This window comes from Agathobacter sp. (assembly GCF_977054825.1).
This window is the reverse complement of the sequence record NZ_CDRTEH010000007.1, coordinates 1-17285: the sequence shown is the minus strand read 5'-3', so window position 1 is coordinate 17285 and position 17285 is coordinate 1. Positions and strand designations below refer to the sequence as shown.

Annotated in this window: 14 protein-coding genes; all 14 read right to left on the bottom strand. The window is 40.8% G+C overall.

The window, feature by feature from the left end; all coding sequences use genetic code 11:
* Positions 1-10 precede the first annotated feature (10 nt).
* Positions 11-859 carry a carbohydrate ABC transporter permease gene (locus ACW6PM_RS07835; RefSeq protein ID WP_456056786.1) on the bottom strand — a complete coding sequence of 283 codons (849 nt, stop codon included), beginning with the start codon at positions 857-859 and terminating at the stop codon, positions 11-13.
* 10 nt (positions 860-869) lie between these two features.
* On the bottom strand, positions 870-1751 hold the full coding sequence (locus tag ACW6PM_RS07830; protein ID WP_306774135.1) for a carbohydrate ABC transporter permease: 882 nt from the start codon (positions 1749-1751) through the stop codon (positions 870-872).
* Between the two features lie 171 nt (positions 1752-1922).
* Entirely contained in the window at positions 1923-3446 is a 1524-nt protein-coding gene (locus ACW6PM_RS07825) for a BCCT family transporter (RefSeq protein WP_306771856.1), read from the bottom strand.
* Positions 3447-3450: 4 nt separating this feature from the next.
* Entirely contained in the window at positions 3451-4167 is a 717-nt protein-coding gene (locus ACW6PM_RS07820) for an NTP transferase domain-containing protein (RefSeq protein ID WP_456056785.1), read from the bottom strand.
* A gap of 2 nt (positions 4168-4169) precedes the next feature.
* A complete protein-coding gene (locus tag ACW6PM_RS07815) occupies positions 4170-5939 on the bottom strand; it encodes an NTP transferase domain-containing protein (RefSeq protein WP_456056784.1) in 1770 nt (589 codons plus the stop codon).
* Between the two features lie 140 nt (positions 5940-6079).
* Positions 6080-7663, bottom strand: a complete 1584-nt coding sequence (locus ACW6PM_RS07810) for a S1C family serine protease (RefSeq protein WP_456056783.1) — start codon at positions 7661-7663, stop codon at positions 6080-6082.
* A 241-nt stretch (positions 7664-7904) separates the two neighbouring features.
* Positions 7905-9113 carry a UTP--glucose-1-phosphate uridylyltransferase gene (locus ACW6PM_RS07805; protein WP_456056782.1) on the bottom strand — a complete coding sequence of 403 codons (1209 nt, stop codon included), beginning with the start codon at positions 9111-9113 and terminating at the stop codon, positions 7905-7907.
* Positions 9114-9304: 191 nt separating this feature from the next.
* Positions 9305-10531 (bottom strand): LCP family protein, encoded by a 1227-nt coding sequence (locus ACW6PM_RS07800; protein ID WP_456056781.1) that lies wholly within the window; start codon positions 10529-10531, stop codon positions 9305-9307.
* Between the two features lies 1 nt (position 10532).
* The gene (locus ACW6PM_RS07795; RefSeq protein ID WP_012743432.1) at positions 10533-10733 is read right to left on the bottom strand and encodes a hypothetical protein; all 201 of its coding nucleotides are present in this window, start codon (positions 10731-10733) and stop codon (positions 10533-10535) included.
* A gap of 5 nt (positions 10734-10738) precedes the next feature.
* Complete coding sequence (locus ACW6PM_RS07790) at positions 10739-12469, bottom strand: phospho-sugar mutase (RefSeq protein WP_015517254.1); 1731 nt, start codon at positions 12467-12469, stop codon at positions 10739-10741.
* 87 nt (positions 12470-12556) lie between these two features.
* A complete protein-coding gene (locus tag ACW6PM_RS07785) occupies positions 12557-13384 on the bottom strand; it encodes a glycosyltransferase (protein ID WP_456056780.1) in 828 nt (275 codons plus the stop codon).
* 26 nt (positions 13385-13410) lie between these two features.
* A complete protein-coding gene (locus tag ACW6PM_RS07780) occupies positions 13411-14100 on the bottom strand; it encodes a sugar transferase (RefSeq protein ID WP_456056779.1) in 690 nt (229 codons plus the stop codon).
* The gene (locus ACW6PM_RS07775) at positions 14093-15310 is read right to left on the bottom strand and encodes a DegT/DnrJ/EryC1/StrS family aminotransferase (protein WP_456056778.1); all 1218 of its coding nucleotides are present in this window, start codon (positions 15308-15310) and stop codon (positions 14093-14095) included. Before ACW6PM_RS07775 ends, ACW6PM_RS07780 begins: the two co-directional genes overlap by 8 nt.
* A gap of 38 nt (positions 15311-15348) precedes the next feature.
* Positions 15349-17285 (bottom strand): polysaccharide biosynthesis protein (locus ACW6PM_RS07770; RefSeq protein ID WP_456056777.1); only part of this gene is annotated, 1937 nt, incomplete at its 5' end.

Here is a 17285-nt window from a genome sequence, read left to right as displayed (position 1 = left end):
CTTTGTCTTTTTAACCTTTTACTCCGGTATCTCCACCTATACCATCTATAAACCATTTTTGTGCAAAAGCAAACATAATCAACAATGGTATTACAACCACTGCACTCGCAGCCATAACAAGTGACCACTCTGTTCCATACGCACCACCTTCAATAAAAAAACTCCTCAACCCTTGAGATACCATATATTTATCAGAATCATTAGTTATTAAAGACGGCCACATATAATTATTATACGAAGCAATAAAGCTCATTAATCCAAATGTAATAAAAGATGATTTAGTCATAGGAAATACAATCAAGTGCAATATTCTAAAATGTGAAGCTCCATCAATCTGTGCCGCTTCTACCATCGCACTAGGCACCTGCATAAATGCCTGTCTTAATAAAAATATACCAAAAATACTAACCGAACTTGAAATAATCAATCCTGTATATGTATTAAGCAGCTGATGATTTGCAAGAATTATATAGCTTGGAATATATGTTGCCGCGGTTGGAAGCATGTAAGTCACCATAATTATTCCAAACAAAATTCCGCGACCTTTAAATTTCATAAACACAATTGCATATGCAATCAAAGCTCCTGTTATAACCTGAATAAATACAATAGCTAATGAGATAAATAAACTATTAAAAATATATCTTGGCACCGGCGAATTAAAGATAACTGTTATAAAGTTCTCCCAATGCAGACTTTGTGGCAAAAATTTACTCGTATCCATTATTTCTTCTTTTGTTTTAAACGCACTGACTACCATCCATAAAAACGGAAACGCAGTAAAAACACCGACTATAATTAATATAATCCATTTTACAATTGTATCTATCCGGTCTCTTACCGTATATTTCTTAACCATAAACACACTCCTAATAATTCACCCATTTCTTAGACCCGTAAAACTGAATCGTTGAAAGTAAAACCGTAATTATAATCATTACAACTGCAACAGCTGTTGCCTGCCCCATATTATATTCCTCAAATCCTAATTGATAGTACATATACAATAGCGTTCTAGTGCTTCCACTCGGTCCACCCTGTGTCAAAATTTGAATCTGGTCATATGCCCGAAGCGAATTAACCATAGTTATTATCATCAAAAAGAACGTAGTTGGTGAAATATTTGGAATTGTAATGTATTTAAATTTATGCCATTTACCGCCACCATCAAGTGCACATGCTTCATACAATGCTTCAGGTACCTTTTCTAAAGCAGACAAATAAAAAATCATTGCATATCCTATACTCTTCCAGACCGTAACTATTATTACTGACAGCATTGCCGTTTGCGAACTACTAATCCATTTCAAACCAGGTAATCCAAAGAAAGATAATACCAAATTTGCCAAGCCTTTGTCCGGTTGAAAAATCCATGTCCACACAATTGATATGGCAACCGTAGGCGTAATCCAGGGTGAAAATAAAACAAATTTTATAATTCCGCTTCCCGGAAATGGTTTTTGCAGAAATACCGCAAGTACAAGTCCTATCGCTATTGTTGGCACGAGCGTTCCTATTGTAAAAATAAATGTATTTAATAAAGCTTCATAAAATCTTGTATCTTTAAATAATGATATATAATTTTTTAAAAATACAAAATGATACGTAGGTGTCATATAATCCCAATCCGTGAAGCTAATCCACAATGATCTGCAAATTGGATATACCCAAAACACAAATAACGGAATAAGTGCCGGAATTGTAAACACTAAGACACTTATGCTTTTCTTCAAATATCTTTGTTTATTCATATTGATATCCTCTGTTTGTTCATATTATTTGAAATAGCTATTTTCATGAACATATCTATAATAATATTTCGTGTACACATTGTCAATATAAAATTTATTTTTTACAAAAAAAGAATGCTCTTACTACCACGTAGCGAAGCATTCTTTCACATATATATTACACTATTTTATTTATTTCTGCTTATTCTTTAATTCTCCCATATATTTCTTCGCATCCTTCATAAAGCTGATTGTTATCAACACAATAACTATACCTATCGGAAATGCAGCAACTATACTTACAGACTGTAAGTTACTCATAGAGCTCTCAGCAAATAACAGGGCAATTGGTAAAAGTATAAGCAGTATGCACCACATCAGCTGAATGAGTTTGTGTGGCTGCTCATCCTCACCTAATTTCCTGTAGCTGTAACATGATACAGTTAAGGCAATAGAATCAAATGATGTAGCATAAAAAGCAATCATTGTCACTAAAACTATTATCATTATCAAAGGTGCACACGGCAATGTCTTAAGAATAGTAACTATCAGCTCATATAAATCACCGCTCTTATTGTACTGCGCAATAAAATCTGCAGCTCCGGACATCTGTTTTCCCATTGAATAGTTACCTAAGATGATAAAGCTGATGAGTGTAGAGCCTACACCAAATCCATATCCTCCAAGAATTGTCTGTCTGATAGTTCTGCCTCTTGATATATTTCCAATAAAGAAAGGAGCTGCCACACACCATACCATCCAGTAAGCCCAGTAATATATAGTCCAGTCCTGAGGAAAGTTTGTTTTACGCAATGGATCGGTATATGTAGATAATCCTATAAAATTCTGCACCATAGTGCCAAGAGATGACAATCCTGTCTCAAGAATATATCTTGTTTCACCGCCAAACAGCAGTACAATAGCAAGCAGTCCAAAGAAGAAATAGATACAGACTTTTGCCAAAATGCTGATTCCCTTAAATCCATGTAATAATGAGTATGTATAAACTATACATGTAATTATAAGGATAATTATATTGATTGCTGTTCTGCTAAGCGATATATGGAACACATCTCCAATAATTGTTGCCATAAGAGGTGTTGCAACACTAAATGTGGTTGCTGTTCCTGCTAAAAGCGCAAATACAGCTAACAGGTCGATAATACGTCCTGCAAAACCATCTGTGTGTTTTCCAAGAACAGGTCTGCATGCTTCCGAATATTTCTGACGGTTTCTTTTCCTTACATGAAGCATAAAACCAAATGCAACAGCTAAAACAAGATAAAACGCCCATGGAATAAAGCTCCAGTGAAACAAAGGAAATACCCCGGCCCATTCCTGTATACTTCCAAGCTCCTTAATGTGGGGATTGGTTGCATACATAATCCACTCAGAAAATGAGTAGAATAAAATATCTGCTGCCAGACCACATGTAAACATCATACATCCCCATGAAAAGAATGAGTACTTAGGTTTTTCATCCGGCTCTCCAAGAACAATATCTCCATACTTCGAGCCTGCTATAAATATCGATATCAAAAATATGCCTAAACCTATAATCAGGTAATAAATACCAAACGTATCTCCAAAGAAAAATCTCACCTGACTGAGTATGGCATTTGACTGCTCAGGTAATGCGAAAAATAATATACACAATGCTACAATTATACCTAATGGCACAAGTGTGATAATCCAATCAATTTTTTTCTCTTTCATAATACTAATCCTCCATATATTTCTTGTAGCTACTATCTATCTCAACAAGCTCCTGCAAATTGTCGATTTCAATAATATCGCCTTTTTTCATCTCATATATACCAAGCTGATATTCATCCGGATAACAGAACATGGCAACATCATCCCAGTATATCTGAGTATTTTTTTTGTCCTCAAATTCTATTTCAAGATGTTTTTTCAGTTTGCGTCCATCTGCTGCTGTCCATCTGGAGATGCTATAAAGCTGCCATCCATGACTTCCGCCACTCCTGCTGCAGGATGTTACAATTCCATCTTCTACTGTCTGAAGCCACTCATCTGTTTCTTCATCAGTCCATACACTGTTATAACCTGAGCGTTCGAATTCTTTTGAAAGAATTTCAGGATTATATATAATCTGGTCGCCATCAAGTATAATGGCATCCTCAATATGATCTCTTGCAACATATAGTGATGAAATATTATTGCAGCTTTCATAATAAGGATTTTCAATTATAGTCACGCCCTGATACTCCTGTTCCAATTCATAAAACTGGTCCTTTAAATATCCGGCAACAATATAAATCTCCATGATTCCATTATCATGTAAGCCTTCAATAACCGTATCTATCATACGCTTTCCATTCACCCTTACCAATGGCTTCGGAGTAGTCAGCGTTACCGGTCTCATACGATTACCCAGTCCTGCTGCCATGATAATCGCGCGTTTTACTTCATGCATTCTTAATTATCCTCCAATTTCTGCATTTCATCCTGTACTACTTTGTAATAATCCTTTGCATATCTGTACTGTCTAAGTGAATATTCACCAAAATCAACGCCCAGATTTCTCTTATACTCACACCAGTTACTCCATAAAAGTCCACATACTGCGATATAACAATAAATCTTTATTCGGACTTCAGCTGAACACCCTTCTGTGAAATATGCATCAATTAACTTATCCACATGCTCCCTGTCATACATAGAATATATGCAGAACATGGCTATATCTACATGCGGATCCTGCATTCCTGCATATTCCCAGTCAATAAGTCTGATGTCCTCATTTCCATCTTCATTCTTAACAAAAAGGAAATTATCCGGAACAGCATCAATATGCGTAAGAACCTTTTCATTTACATGAGCTTCTATATACGGTCTGAGTGAAAGGACATTTTCCTTAGTCTGCTTGTAATGTCTGTATGCAGAAGGCGAACCATCCCACAGGCTCTCATAAAACTCAAGCTGACCGAATATATCAAATTCATGATTTACTTTAAGCTTCATATCATGAAATTCTCTGAGACGCTTCATGCATTTACAAACATCATCATTATTTTCCGGATCACATACTCTCGCATTTTCTAAAAACGCAGTGATTTTATATCCATTATCCGGATTTATATAAGCGATATCATCACATATATGTCTGCCATCAATAGTATTATAAACCATTGCTTCATTACGTCTGTTTATCAGCTGATCTGTTCCCTCTCCCGGAATTCTCATGATATATTTTTTCCCATTACATGAAAACAGGAACGAGCGGTTTGTCATGCCCTTTTTCAATACCGTAATATCTACAATATCATCCGCTGATACAGATAAAGCATCGCAGATAACCTGTATTGCATCAGTTTTCAGATGATTCGAATCGCTGTCCATCTCTCTGAGCTGCTCATATGTGTTGATTTCAACCACATCCCACGAATGCACTACCCTGGCAGTAATAAACATTCTGTCCTTATCATACAGTGCAGTTTCCCAAAAGGCACCATCATTAGCCGAATTACTACACAGTTTTTCAATTCTGCCTTTGACAATTTGTGCATCATCATCAAGCAAATAGCTAATTCCTATCATAGCATTGCCTCCGGCAGCCTTCGGTATGGTAACCAGTTCCATTTTTCTATTAACACGCACCGTGCTGTCATCATCAATCAAATCACTGACCATATACCAGGAATATAATTCATGGTGATGGTACGGATTCTTGTCACACCATATATCACACGGTATGATATATGTATTTGATAAATGATTCAAAACCTTCTTTACTGAATAAAGATTATTTTTAGTCGTATACTCTTCATTGACAACGAGCTCCACTCCAAAATCATCAATGAGATACTCATACCTCTCTTTCATAAAGCCGACAACTACATATATCTCATAAATTCCCACTTCATGAAGCTGCCTGATTGTCCGCTCTATAAGAACTTCCCCATTTACCTCTAATAGTCCCTTTGGAATCTCAGTATTTATAGGCACCATTCGCATGCCATATCCAGCTGCAAGAATCACAGCATTCCTCGGAACCTTTTCTTTGAATTCTTTAAGTGCCTTAGGTGTAACAGCACATTTTTCATTTATATAACCTTCATTCATCAATTCTTTTATTGATTTATTTACAACTCCCAGAGAATGACCGGATATCTCTGATATTTCTCTTTGGTTTGTAACAGAATGATGATATAACGTGTTCAGTATATCTTTCTCTTGTTTGTTCATGTTCGTCTCTCCTTATGCTTTTATGAACATTCATAATATTACACCTTTTTATTTAAAAAATCAACCCTTAACTATATTTTTCCAAACAAAAAACGCACCAAACCTGGCGCGTTTTTTACTCATAAATATAAATAAATTAATTACTGCTGAATATCCTTTGCAGAGCTTAAGGTTACTTCAACCTTGTTCTCTTCGTACTGTCTGCCACTCTGACGGGCAACAGTAAGAGTAACCTTATCTCCGGCCTTGTAGCTCTTTAACGCTGACTGCAGCTCTGTCATAGAAGAAATCTTTGTGCTGTCAACAGCGGTGATGATATCTCCCTCCTGTAAGCCGGCATTTGCGGCACCTGAACCAGCTGAAACAGATGAAACATACACACCCTGTGGGAAGCCGTAGGCTACCATCTCAGACGAAACATCGCCACCCTTTATTCCAAGGTATGCCTGATTCTCGTTTGTATACTTTCCATCCTGAATGAGGCTCTCAATAATAGGCTTTGCAACTGACATCGGAATTGCATATCCGATACCCTCAACATCTGTCGAAGAATATTTTACGGAGTTGATACCGATAACCTCACCGTTTTCATTTAAGAGTGCTCCACCACTGTTTCCAGGGTTTATTGCTGCATCTGTCTGGATGAGATTGTTGTTAGTTACAGTCTCGCCTGTCTGTGAATCCTGTGTAGTAACAGTTCTGTTAAGTGCACTTACTATACCTGTTGTGACAGACTGTCCGTATCCGAGTGCATTACCGATAGCGATTGCCGGGCTTCCAACAGCTACACTGTCTGAATCTCCGATTGTCGCAATCTTGATATTTGAGTAAGTATCTTTTCCAAGATCTGATTTCTTTACACGTACAACTGCAAGATCATCGTCAGGATCCGTTCCTCTGATTTCTGCCTTTACCACTGAATCATCATCAAACTGTACTGTGAGCTCCTCTGAATCTGCCACAACATGATTGTTTGTAGCAATGTAGAGATAATCATTATCCTCACTCACAATGATACCTGAGCCGCAGCTCTGTGACTGCTGCGACTTCTTTCCGAAAAAGCTGTTGTAGGTGACTGTTCCTGTATTTGTGATAGCAACGATACTAGGCATGACCTCATCGACAACTGATGATACATCTGTCAGATCCTTTGCATCCCCTGAGGATGTCTGCTTAGTCCCACCGGATGTTGTAGTGGTAAGCTTTGCACTTGCAGTAGAAGAACTTGAAATAGCTCTCGTGCCAATATAGCTTACTCCTGTGAAAACGCCGCCTCCGACGAGTCCGAAGATAAGAGCTGCCGCTACTGTCTTTGCTGCAAATGGTCCAAATGCACCAGGCTTTCTAGGTGCTCTCTGTTTCTTAGGCTTTGCAGTCTGCTGGTATGCCTGACCATTCATATTCGTCCGGCTATATGAATTATCTGTCGAACCTGCTGATGTGCCACAATATGCATTATTATTTGTGCCTGAATTATATGCCTGATTAGAATAAGGCTGGTTTGCATATGACTGATTTACATTTGGCTGTCCTGCTGCAGAAGCCTGCGAATATGGGTTGTAGCTCTGTGAATATCTCTCAGCCGACGTATTATTAGTCTGTGCAGCCTTCTGTTGTTCATCCGGATTGTAAGGATTACCGGACATGGTGAAATTTACATTGTTTGTATTGTTTGTGTTGTTTGTATTATTTGTATCATTCATATTTCCATAATTGTTATCCATAATAATTTCTCCTTTCGTTTACAATTAGAAGTATACTGTCAATCTGTGTTTAATTTGTGACGGGATTATTTATTTTTTCATAAATCAATTAACTATTTATAGCCCATGTTCCACATTGCAGGCCACTACGCGATTATAAAAATAACTGCTCATCAGCAGATGCACCTCTTAATCTGCGATAAATAGAAATTGCAGAATATCAATACATCCCTGCCAATGAACAGTTACCATAAATCATATATTAAATTTCAATTCCGTTCTTCTCAAGGAGCGCTCTCGCTGTCTCAACAGAATCTGTACCTGTCGCATTCTTTACAGGTGCAAACTCCTTCTCTCTGTCTACCTCAAATGGCAGGCTGTTGTCCATCATGTATACCATATCGAGAATGAGTGTCTCGAACTTGTACGCGTTCGGAGTCTCAGGCTTATGCTCTGTGCCGTTCTCATCAATGTAAGGCACCTTCTTCTCTACCACATGAAGCGGAAGGCTCTTCTCTGCGATAGCCATGAGCTTGTCCACGCGGAATAAATAGTTTAAGATAACACCAAAGCCATACTGCAATGAACCATTCTCGTTCTTTGCCTCTGCCATCTCCGGAGTGAGCTCGTAATACTCGACAATCGAAGGCTTGCCATTCTCAAGGCACATAGCACCGACTCTCTCATATGGATCGCATTTTCTGACCACCTTAGAGCCGCTGACACAGCCGGACTCTATTGTAGCACCGACAAATACAGGGTCTGCAATCTGCTGAAGCACATTGTCCACTGCAAATACATTGAGCCACTCAACACCCTTGTCTTTCAAATCCTTGTCAAGACCGGCATTGATAAGCGACTTGAACCATCCACCGTTACCGTTTGGTGACATGGCAAGTGAATCCTCAGATTTCATGAGCAGATTGCCGTCAAAATCAACTGCCGGAACCATCTCCTGCACGAAAAACTTCACATAGTCCTTGTTATATCCAAAATAGTCATGCTCTTCAAAGAACTCTCTTGTCATGCCATCATTTATCTCGCTTGTCATGACATACAGAGGTACCCATGTGCCGGCCTCATTTGTAACCTTCATGAGGTTTGCGATAAGCTGCTCAAAGATGTAGAGCTCCTTTGTCTTTCCGATATTGAACATGCCCTTAGCCTTGTCAAAGCCAAGACGTGTGCCCTGTCCACCGGCAAGAAGAATTGCACCGACCTTGCCATTCTTGACTGCCTCAAGACCTGTTGCAAGATATTTGTCCTTATTTTCCTCAATCTCTGAAAGCTCCATAGCAGCAAGCGGTGAGAATGTACCTCTCTGCTGCTCCTTGTTGTGAATCATATCAAGGTATGACCAGTCCATGTGCTCAAGCTGTGACTCAAGCTTTGCCGGTACTTCCTCTGTTAAGAATTTCTTTAAGTATTTCTGGTTTGTTGCTGTGATTTTTTCTTTAATTACTGTTTTCATAAATTCTCCCTTGTTCTTGTAATTTAGTCATTGATTTTCCATTAACTATTCATCAATTGTAGGTTATTACTCTATTAACCATATTAAATTATGTGGGACCAATCTAATGATTGGCCCCTGATATATTGTTTATATTAATATTGTTTCTAAAGCTTATTCCTCATAACATCTTAATAAATACCCTTAGGTAATTACTCATCTGAATCATCTGATGACGATTTAGTTCCAGAATTATTTTCAGACTCCGACTGACTCTTCTTTAATGAATCCTGCTTATCCTTATTCTTTTTCTTTGCCCCTTCAGTTCCATCAGAACCAACAGTATCATTGTACTGGGTAAGGTCAAATGCAGAGGTCTTTGATGTAACACCTGTCTTTTTAGCGATCTTGTCACTTACAGTCTGGACTGTATCTGTCGGCTGGTAATCAGTCTCATTAAACAGGAACTGATGAAGCTCTGAAACATTTTTTGCTAAATCAATCGGAATAACTGTATCGCCTGTTGTAGAAAGATTCATTGTAGTCAGCTCAAATGGGAAGCCTGTTGTCTCCTTCATCTGATATTTGGTAACAGCTGTTGCATACTGAACAATTTCTGCAGCTGTAAAATTGGTACTTATCTGACTCATGATATCCTTGCACATCTCAGTGAGCGAGCCTAAATCTGACTGCTTAGCCTTGTCAAGCATAGCCTGAAGCACGATTCTCTGACGGGAAGCTCTTAAGAAATCATCACCGGAGGTGCTTCTGATACGTGCATAGCATGTAGCCTGAGTTCCATCAAGGTGCTGCATACCATCCCCCTCAAGATAAGGAGTATTATATCCAGTAGTAGAATCAACCTCAGGAATCAGATAATTGATTTCCTTCATCTCTGCCTTAGTAATCTCAAGATCAAGACCTCCGATATCATCTATAGCATCTACAAGAGCCTTCCAATCAACACAAACATACTTCGTAATATTCAAATCCAAATTTGAATTAAGCATAGCTACTGCTCTCTTTGCCCCACCATTAGCATATGCGGCATTCGCCTTCGCAAATTTTCCATTGCCGATAGGAAGATACGTATCTCTATATACAGATACCAACTGAACCTCCTTTGTATCATAATTCAAGCTTGCAATCATAATACAATCGGAATTTCCCTCATTGTATGAACCATTACTTCTGTTGTCCAGACCAAACAACGCTACATTGAGATATCCATGCATATTGGCAAGAGCATCATCATCAATATCCTCATTGATTCCGGCCTCACTAGCTGTCAGCGCATCCTCATATTTAACCTGTCCGAGTGTCTTATTATAAGCCCAAACCACTAACAGAACAATTAACAGCAACAGGATTTCAAATACAAAAAGTATAATCTTCTTACGTCCACTTCTTCTCTTTTTTCTTCTTCTCTTCTTTGCCATGTTATTTTTCCTTTTTCCTATGAATGTAAAGCCACGCGTCTGCGTAGTCCTGACGCTCCTTCTCCGACATATTGGTATACTTTCCAAACTCCAGATTCGTCAGACGCATCTGCGGCCTGCCACACTTGAAGCATTCAACCTCTTTCCTTCTTGAAACCATCCGTATCCAGCCACAATCCGGGCAAATGTATATTTTCATCATAGTCTTTATTCAAACTGTCCGAGAACCTCAGCTGACAAAGCATCAAGCTTAGCCTGTGAATCTTCAAGAGACACTCCTTTAACTCCGAAATAGAATTTAATCTTAGGCTCTGTACCAGAAGGGCGTACACAGCACCAAGCGTTATCGTTAAGTTCGTAGTAAAGTACATTAGAAGAAGGAAGACCTGTCGGCTCAACCTTTCCTGTTGTCATATCTTTTCTTGTGTCATTCTTGTAATCACGGATAGCAAGCACCTGATAATCACCAAATTTCTTTGGCTCAGCGGCACGTGCCTTTGTCATAATCTCATTTATCTGTGCAGCACCATCAATGCCCTTTAAGGTCATTGTGGAAATACCCTCTCTGTAGTAGCCATACTTCTCGTACATGTCAATCATGCCATCCCAGAGTGTCTTGCCCTGTGACTTGTAGAAGGCAGCTACCTCACACAGCATACATACCGCTGCAGGAGCATCCTTATCCCTTGCATATGTGCCCGGCAGACATCCGTAGCTCTCCTCCATACCGAATACATAGTTGTTGCAGCCGGTCTTTTCAAATTTGAGCATCTGCTCTCCGATATACTTGAAACCTGTTAAAACCTCGATATGCTTTACGCCATATGCTGCCGCAATTGCCTTACCCATATCTGTAGAAACAATTGACTCAACAAATGCAGGATTCTCAGGCAGAGTACCATTGGCACTCTTCTGGCTTAAAATATACTCACCGATAAGCATAGCTGACATATTTCCTGTAAATGTCACATACTCACCTGTCTTTGTATCCTTGCAGTATACACCGAGTCTGTCGGCATCAGGGTCAGTTGCTAAAACGATATCAGCATCTTTTTCCTTTGCAAGCTCAAGTGCTAGCTTCCATGCATCAGGATTCTCAGGATTTGGATAAGGACATGTAGGGAAATTGCCGTCAGGTACTGCCTGGCTTGGCTCAATGTATACATTCTCAAAGCCCATATCCTTAAGTACTCTCTGTACAGGGCGAAGACCTGTGCCGTGGAGTGGTGTGTAAACAATCTTGATATCCTTTGCCATAGCCTTGATAATCTCAGGATGGATAGAAAGCTTACGGAGCTCTCCGAAATATCCCTCCTCAACCTCATCAGAGATGACATTGTAAAGGCCTGCCTCAATAGCAGCAGCCTTGTCCATAGTCTTTACCTGATCAAACGATGTAACCTTTGCCACCTCAGCCATGATGCTTGTATCATGAGGTGGAGTAACCTGTGCACCATCCTCCCAGTATACCTTGTATCCATTGTACTCACGAGGATTGTGGCTTGCTGTGATAACAACACCGGCTATTGTACCGAGTGTCCTTACTGCGTATGACAGCTCCGGAACAGGTGCGAGCTGTGGGAATACATATGTCTTGATTCCGTTAGCTGCAAGACAGAGTGCTGTGGCATCTGTGAACTCATCATGCATATTACGTGAGTCATGTGCTATTGCAACACCTCTCTTTACTGCGTCCTCTCCCTGTGAAAGTATGTAATTTGCCAGTCCCTGTGTAGCCTGACGGACTGTGTATATATTCATCCTGTTGGTGCCGGCTCCTATTACACCACGAAGACCTGCTGTACCAAACTCAAGTGTGCGATAGAATCTGTCCTCTATTTCCTTATCATCACCTGCGATAGCCTTAAGCTCAGCCTTTGTAGCCTCATCAAAATATGGGTCTGTACACCATTTCTCGTACTCCGCTCTGAAATCCATTTATATTAACCTCCTATGTCAGCTAGTTATAAGCCTATTAATGTTAACCATAACGATTTTACCACATTAACGTGCATTTGAAAAGTTTTAGTTCCTTAATATTTTTTTAAACACAAGGCTCCTCATCCAAAGTGGCATCATACAGACAACAAGCTGTGCCGCAACCGTAACAAAATAATCGGCTGTGCTTATGGTCCCTGTCTTTAAAATACGCTTTCTTCCGGCTTTGTATTTAAGGAAATAATCAAAGCCTCCTCGCCTCCTTAGCATATCATCACCGGTTCTGGCATATACAAGTGTCTCGCCTATATTTGCCATACGGCAGTGATTTCTGATCATATTCGCCCATAGAAGAGAATCCTCCATAAGCAGACAATCCTGATAATTTCCCGCTGCAAGCACCGCAGACCTTTTGTACATCACAGTCATGTGATTAAACGCATCGCGCCTTCTCTGATACTGCTTTATCACATAATTTCCGAGAGGCACTGTCCTCTCTGATAAAATATTATGCATATCATCGGAAAACTCGCTGATGTAGCCGCCTATGATATCAAGCTTTGGATTTTCCGAAAAAGCATTCAGCTGTCTTTCAAACCGGTCAGGCACGCATATATCATCCGTGTCCATCCTTGCCACAAGCTCATTAGAGCAGTGCTTTATGCCTTCAGCAAGAGCAAGACCGAGCCCGCTGTTTTTTTCAAGCTTTACCGTAACAAAATTTATCTCCGAAGGTCTGCATTCATACTCACTGATTGCCTCATAAAGCTCATCTGTCAGCCTGCCATCCTCCACAAGCACTATCTCGTCCGGTAAAACAGTCTGTGAATATATGCTTTCCATGCACTCCCTGAAATACTCAGGCTTTTCCTTGTAATAAATTGACAGTAATACTGAAAATTTAACTTTATTCATAAATATCATCCTCCCAGACAAGCAGACTAATGTATCACCGCAAGCACAGTCTCAATGCACAGCCTGATATCATTTATCAGCGAAAACTTCTTTAAATACTTAAGATTGTACCTCATCTTGCCCGGCAGCACCTTGTGGATATATGTGTAATCCACATCATCAGAAGCCTCCAGAAGCCTGTCCTCATCCTTATACCTGATGCTTGCCTCACTTGTGATTCCGGCAGGCATCAGAAGCGTCGCCATCATCGCTGGTGTATATGCCATGACATACTTCTCCACCTCAGGTCTTGTGCCAACAAAGCTCATATCACCACATAGCACATTTATGAGTTGCGGAATCTCGTCAAGCCTGTATTTTCTGATGACAGCGCCGACCCTCGTGATTCTTGAATCCCCACCGACAGTTACCAGCGAGCCCTTTTTGTCAGCATCATTCACCATGGTTCTGAACTTGAATATGCGAAACTTCCTGCCGTACTGTGTAATACGCTCCTGCCTGAAAAAAACAGGTCCTTTGCTATCCACCTTTATCCAGACAGCAAGGACCAGTATAACAGGCGAAAGCAGCACAAGAAGAACAGCGGACATAATCACATCAAAAATGCGTTTGAATACCATGCTTGTCCTCTTTCTGCTCAGATGCCTGTAATATTTAAGTGTAAAATCATTTTTCATGAATGTAGGAATCTCTCCCCATGTTCTCCATCTACTCATGTAAAATCTCCAATAAATTGTTAATTATATACTCCACATCCTCATCACTCAGCTTTGTGTTTAGAGGAAGTGTAATCTCATTCTCATACTGATGATAAGCATTAGGAAAATCAGCTATGTCAAAGCCCATATTCTTATATGCTGTCATCATCGGAAGTGGCTTGTAATGCACATTTGTGGCGATACCTCGCTCCGCCATCTGCACTATAAGCTCATTGCGCCTGTCCACACTGATGCCAGGTATTCGAAGCAGATACAGATGTCCGCTCGATGTATGCCTGTCTGTAAAATGAGGCACTGTCAAGAGTCCAAGCGGCTTAAATGCCTCGTCATAGCGCTCTATAATATCACGGCGCCTCTTGAGAAGCCCATCATATCTGTCAAGCTGTACCAGACCAATGGCAGCCTGTATATCAGTCATATTGCACTTATATGAAGGAGCCACTATATCATACTCCCAGTTGCCCAGACCATTCTTGTGTAAAGCATCCTTTGTCTGTCCGTGGAGTGAAAGCAGCATAAACTGCTTATAGATATACTCATCATCAAAGCCCTCTATAGGTCTCCAGGTGAGTGCTCCGCCCTCTGCAGTGGTCAGGTTCTTGACCGCATGGAACGAAAAGCTTGTAAAATCAGCCACATTGCCACACATAATCCTCTCACCGTCTCTCATGTATGAGGCGCCAAAGGCATGTGCTGAGTCAACCGCCACAATCACACGCCCGATTGCCCTCTGCACATCGTTTGACGGATGAAAAAGAGCCTTCTTCCTCTCCACAATATCAAAAATCCTGTCATAGTCACAAGGCACGCCTGCAATATCAACCGGCACTATAACCTTTGTCTTTTCTGTGATAGCAGCTTCTAAGGCATCGTAATCCATCTCAAAGGAATCAGGTGCTACATCTATAAACTTAAGTGTCGCCCCGACATGCACCGCAGGGCTTGCAGATGCAGTATATGTGTATGCACTTGTAATGACCTCATCACCTGCACCTATCCCTAAGAATCTGAGTATCGACTCAAGACACGCAGTAGCAGAGCCAAGAGCCACGGCCTTATTCGTGCCGCATAGCTTAGCAATCCTCTTCTCGAATTCCTTAGTTCTTGGACCTGTTGTAATCCAGCCGCTTCGCAGAGCATCAGCAACGGCTGATACCTCTGCCTCTGTTATATCAGGTGGTGAAAATGAAATCTGTCTCTTTTCCATAGTTATGTTCCTCGCTTCCGGTTTAAACAAAAGATATTTTAGTCCTCAAGATCCGGATGATATGTCTTGACCACGGATGCAACTATCTGCTTGATATCCTTTGCTTCTGAGGTGCATGCCTTCTCGAGCATCTCAAGCTGCTTCTCAAAGAGCTCGTCATCCATCTCAATAGGCTCACCCACATGAATCAGCTTGTTCGGAGTCTCCTTGAGGCCCTCCTCACTCATCAGCATCTCCTCGTAGAGCTTCTCGCCCGGACGCAGACCTGTGTATACAATCTGAATATCCACATCAGGCTCCAGTCCCGAAAGCCTGATAAGATTCCTTGCCATATCATCAATCTTGACTGGCTCACCCATGTCGAGAACGAAAATCTCTCCTCCATGAGCATAGAGCCCGGCCTGCAGCACAAGCGCCACAGCCTCAGGAATTGTCATAAAGTACCTTATAATACGCTTGTCCGTCACAGTGACAGGACCGCCATCCTCTATCTGTTTCTTGAACAGCGGAATGACACTGCCATTGCTTCCAAGCACATTTCCAAAACGCACAGCGACAAAATCAGTCTCAGTCTGCCTGTTCATCATCTGTATAACCATCTCACACAGACGCTTTGACGCACCCATGATATTAGTCGGATTGACCGCCTTATCCGTAGAGATAAGCACAAACTTCTTCACATGGTACTCTGCTGCAATCCTTGAGAGCTTTAAAGTGCCAAGCACATTGTTCTTTATTGCCTCATTCGGGCTCTCCTCCATCAGCGGTACATGCTTATGTGCTGCCGCATGGTAGATAATCTCAGGGTGATATGTCTGGAATACATAGTGCAGCCTGTTAGTGTTGCGCACAGAGCCAATCAGCGTCTCCACCCTTACATAAGGATATTTGCGCTTCAGCTCCTGCTGTATATCGTATGCATTATTCTCATAAATATCAAAAATGATAAGAAGCTTCGGATTCTCCCTGGCTATCTGACGGCAAAGCTCACTACCTATGGAGCCACCGCCACCTGTAACCATGACTACCTTGCCCTGTAAAAATGAATGAATACCATCATTATCCACAACAACCGGATCTCTTCCAAGCAAATCCTCAATGCTTACCGGACGCAGATTGGAAACCGAAACCCTGCCGTCCACCATCTGATAGATTCCCGGAACCACAGACACATCACAGCCTGTGTCCTTACAAATATTGAGTATATCCTTCCTGTCCTTACCCGATGTGGAAGGTACAGCATACACAATCTTTGTGATATCATACTTCTCAACCATCTCCGGAATGTCATTTCTGTTGCCGACAATAGGCACGCCATCTATGAAGCGCCCAAGCTTCGCCGGATTGTCATCTATGATACAGCAGGCCTTTGTGTGCAGATGTGAGCTCATGATAAGCTCTCTGATAAGCATCCTGCCCGCATTTCCTGCTCCTATAATCATGACCTTCTCATCACCGTTTGCGGAGCCTCTCTGCTCAAGCATCTTCTGACCTGTCCTGATAAATCTGTATGCAAAACGGCACGCTGTGCACAGTGCAAAGCTGAGCATCAGTCCGATAATCCAGAAGGCATAAGGCATCTTAATCTCATACACCTCATGAATGATAACGCACACAACCGCAAGCACCAGAAAGGCACCAATAATATGCATAAACTCGTTGATGCTCGCAAAGCGCCATATACTGTGATACAGCCTGAAAATATAAAACACCACCAGTGAAATCACCATAAACAATGGCACAATGTGCAGATAACCCTCCAAATATGAGAGCGGAATATGTGAATATGAAAACTCAAATCTGATCATCAAAGCAAAAAAGAATGAGATTGCAATAATACACATATCTACAAAAGCAAGAACCAATGCCCTGAAAACCCATTGCTTGTCATTGCCCATGTATGCGTCCGGCTTCTCCGGACCATCGTATTTTGTTTTGTCTTTTCGATTATTTGTATCTTTTTTCATGTCAAGTC

Coding starts and splice junctions, on each gene's coding strand:
- ACW6PM_RS07835 (WP_456056786.1), bottom strand. CDS start 859: ATGGTTAAGAAATATACGGTAAGAGACCGGATAGATACAATTGTAAAA.
- ACW6PM_RS07830 (WP_306774135.1), bottom strand. CDS start 1,751: ATGAATAAACAAAGATATTTGAAGAAAAGCATAAGTGTCTTAGTGTTT.
- ACW6PM_RS07825 (WP_306771856.1), bottom strand. CDS start 3,446: ATGAAAGAGAAAAAAATTGATTGGATTATCACACTTGTGCCATTAGGT.
- ACW6PM_RS07820 (WP_456056785.1), bottom strand. CDS start 4,167: ATGCATGAAGTAAAACGCGCGATTATCATGGCAGCAGGACTGGGTAAT.
- ACW6PM_RS07815 (WP_456056784.1), bottom strand. CDS start 5,939: ATGAACAAACAAGAGAAAGATATACTGAACACGTTATATCATCATTCT.
- ACW6PM_RS07810 (WP_456056783.1), bottom strand. CDS start 7,663: ATGGATAACAATTATGGAAATATGAATGATACAAATAATACAAACAAC.
- ACW6PM_RS07805 (WP_456056782.1), bottom strand. CDS start 9,113: ATGAAAACAGTAATTAAAGAAAAAATCACAGCAACAAACCAGAAATAC.
- ACW6PM_RS07800 (WP_456056781.1), bottom strand. CDS start 10,531: ATGGCAAAGAAGAGAAGAAGAAAAAAGAGAAGAAGTGGACGTAAGAAG.
- ACW6PM_RS07795 (WP_012743432.1), bottom strand. CDS start 10,733: ATGATGAAAATATACATTTGCCCGGATTGTGGCTGGATACGGATGGTT.
- ACW6PM_RS07790 (WP_015517254.1), bottom strand. CDS start 12,469: ATGGATTTCAGAGCGGAGTACGAGAAATGGTGTACAGACCCATATTTT.
- ACW6PM_RS07785 (WP_456056780.1), bottom strand. CDS start 13,384: ATGAATAAAGTTAAATTTTCAGTATTACTGTCAATTTATTACAAGGAA.
- ACW6PM_RS07780 (WP_456056779.1), bottom strand. CDS start 14,100: ATGAGTAGATGGAGAACATGGGGAGAGATTCCTACATTCATGAAAAAT.
- ACW6PM_RS07775 (WP_456056778.1), bottom strand. CDS start 15,310: ATGGAAAAGAGACAGATTTCATTTTCACCACCTGATATAACAGAGGCA.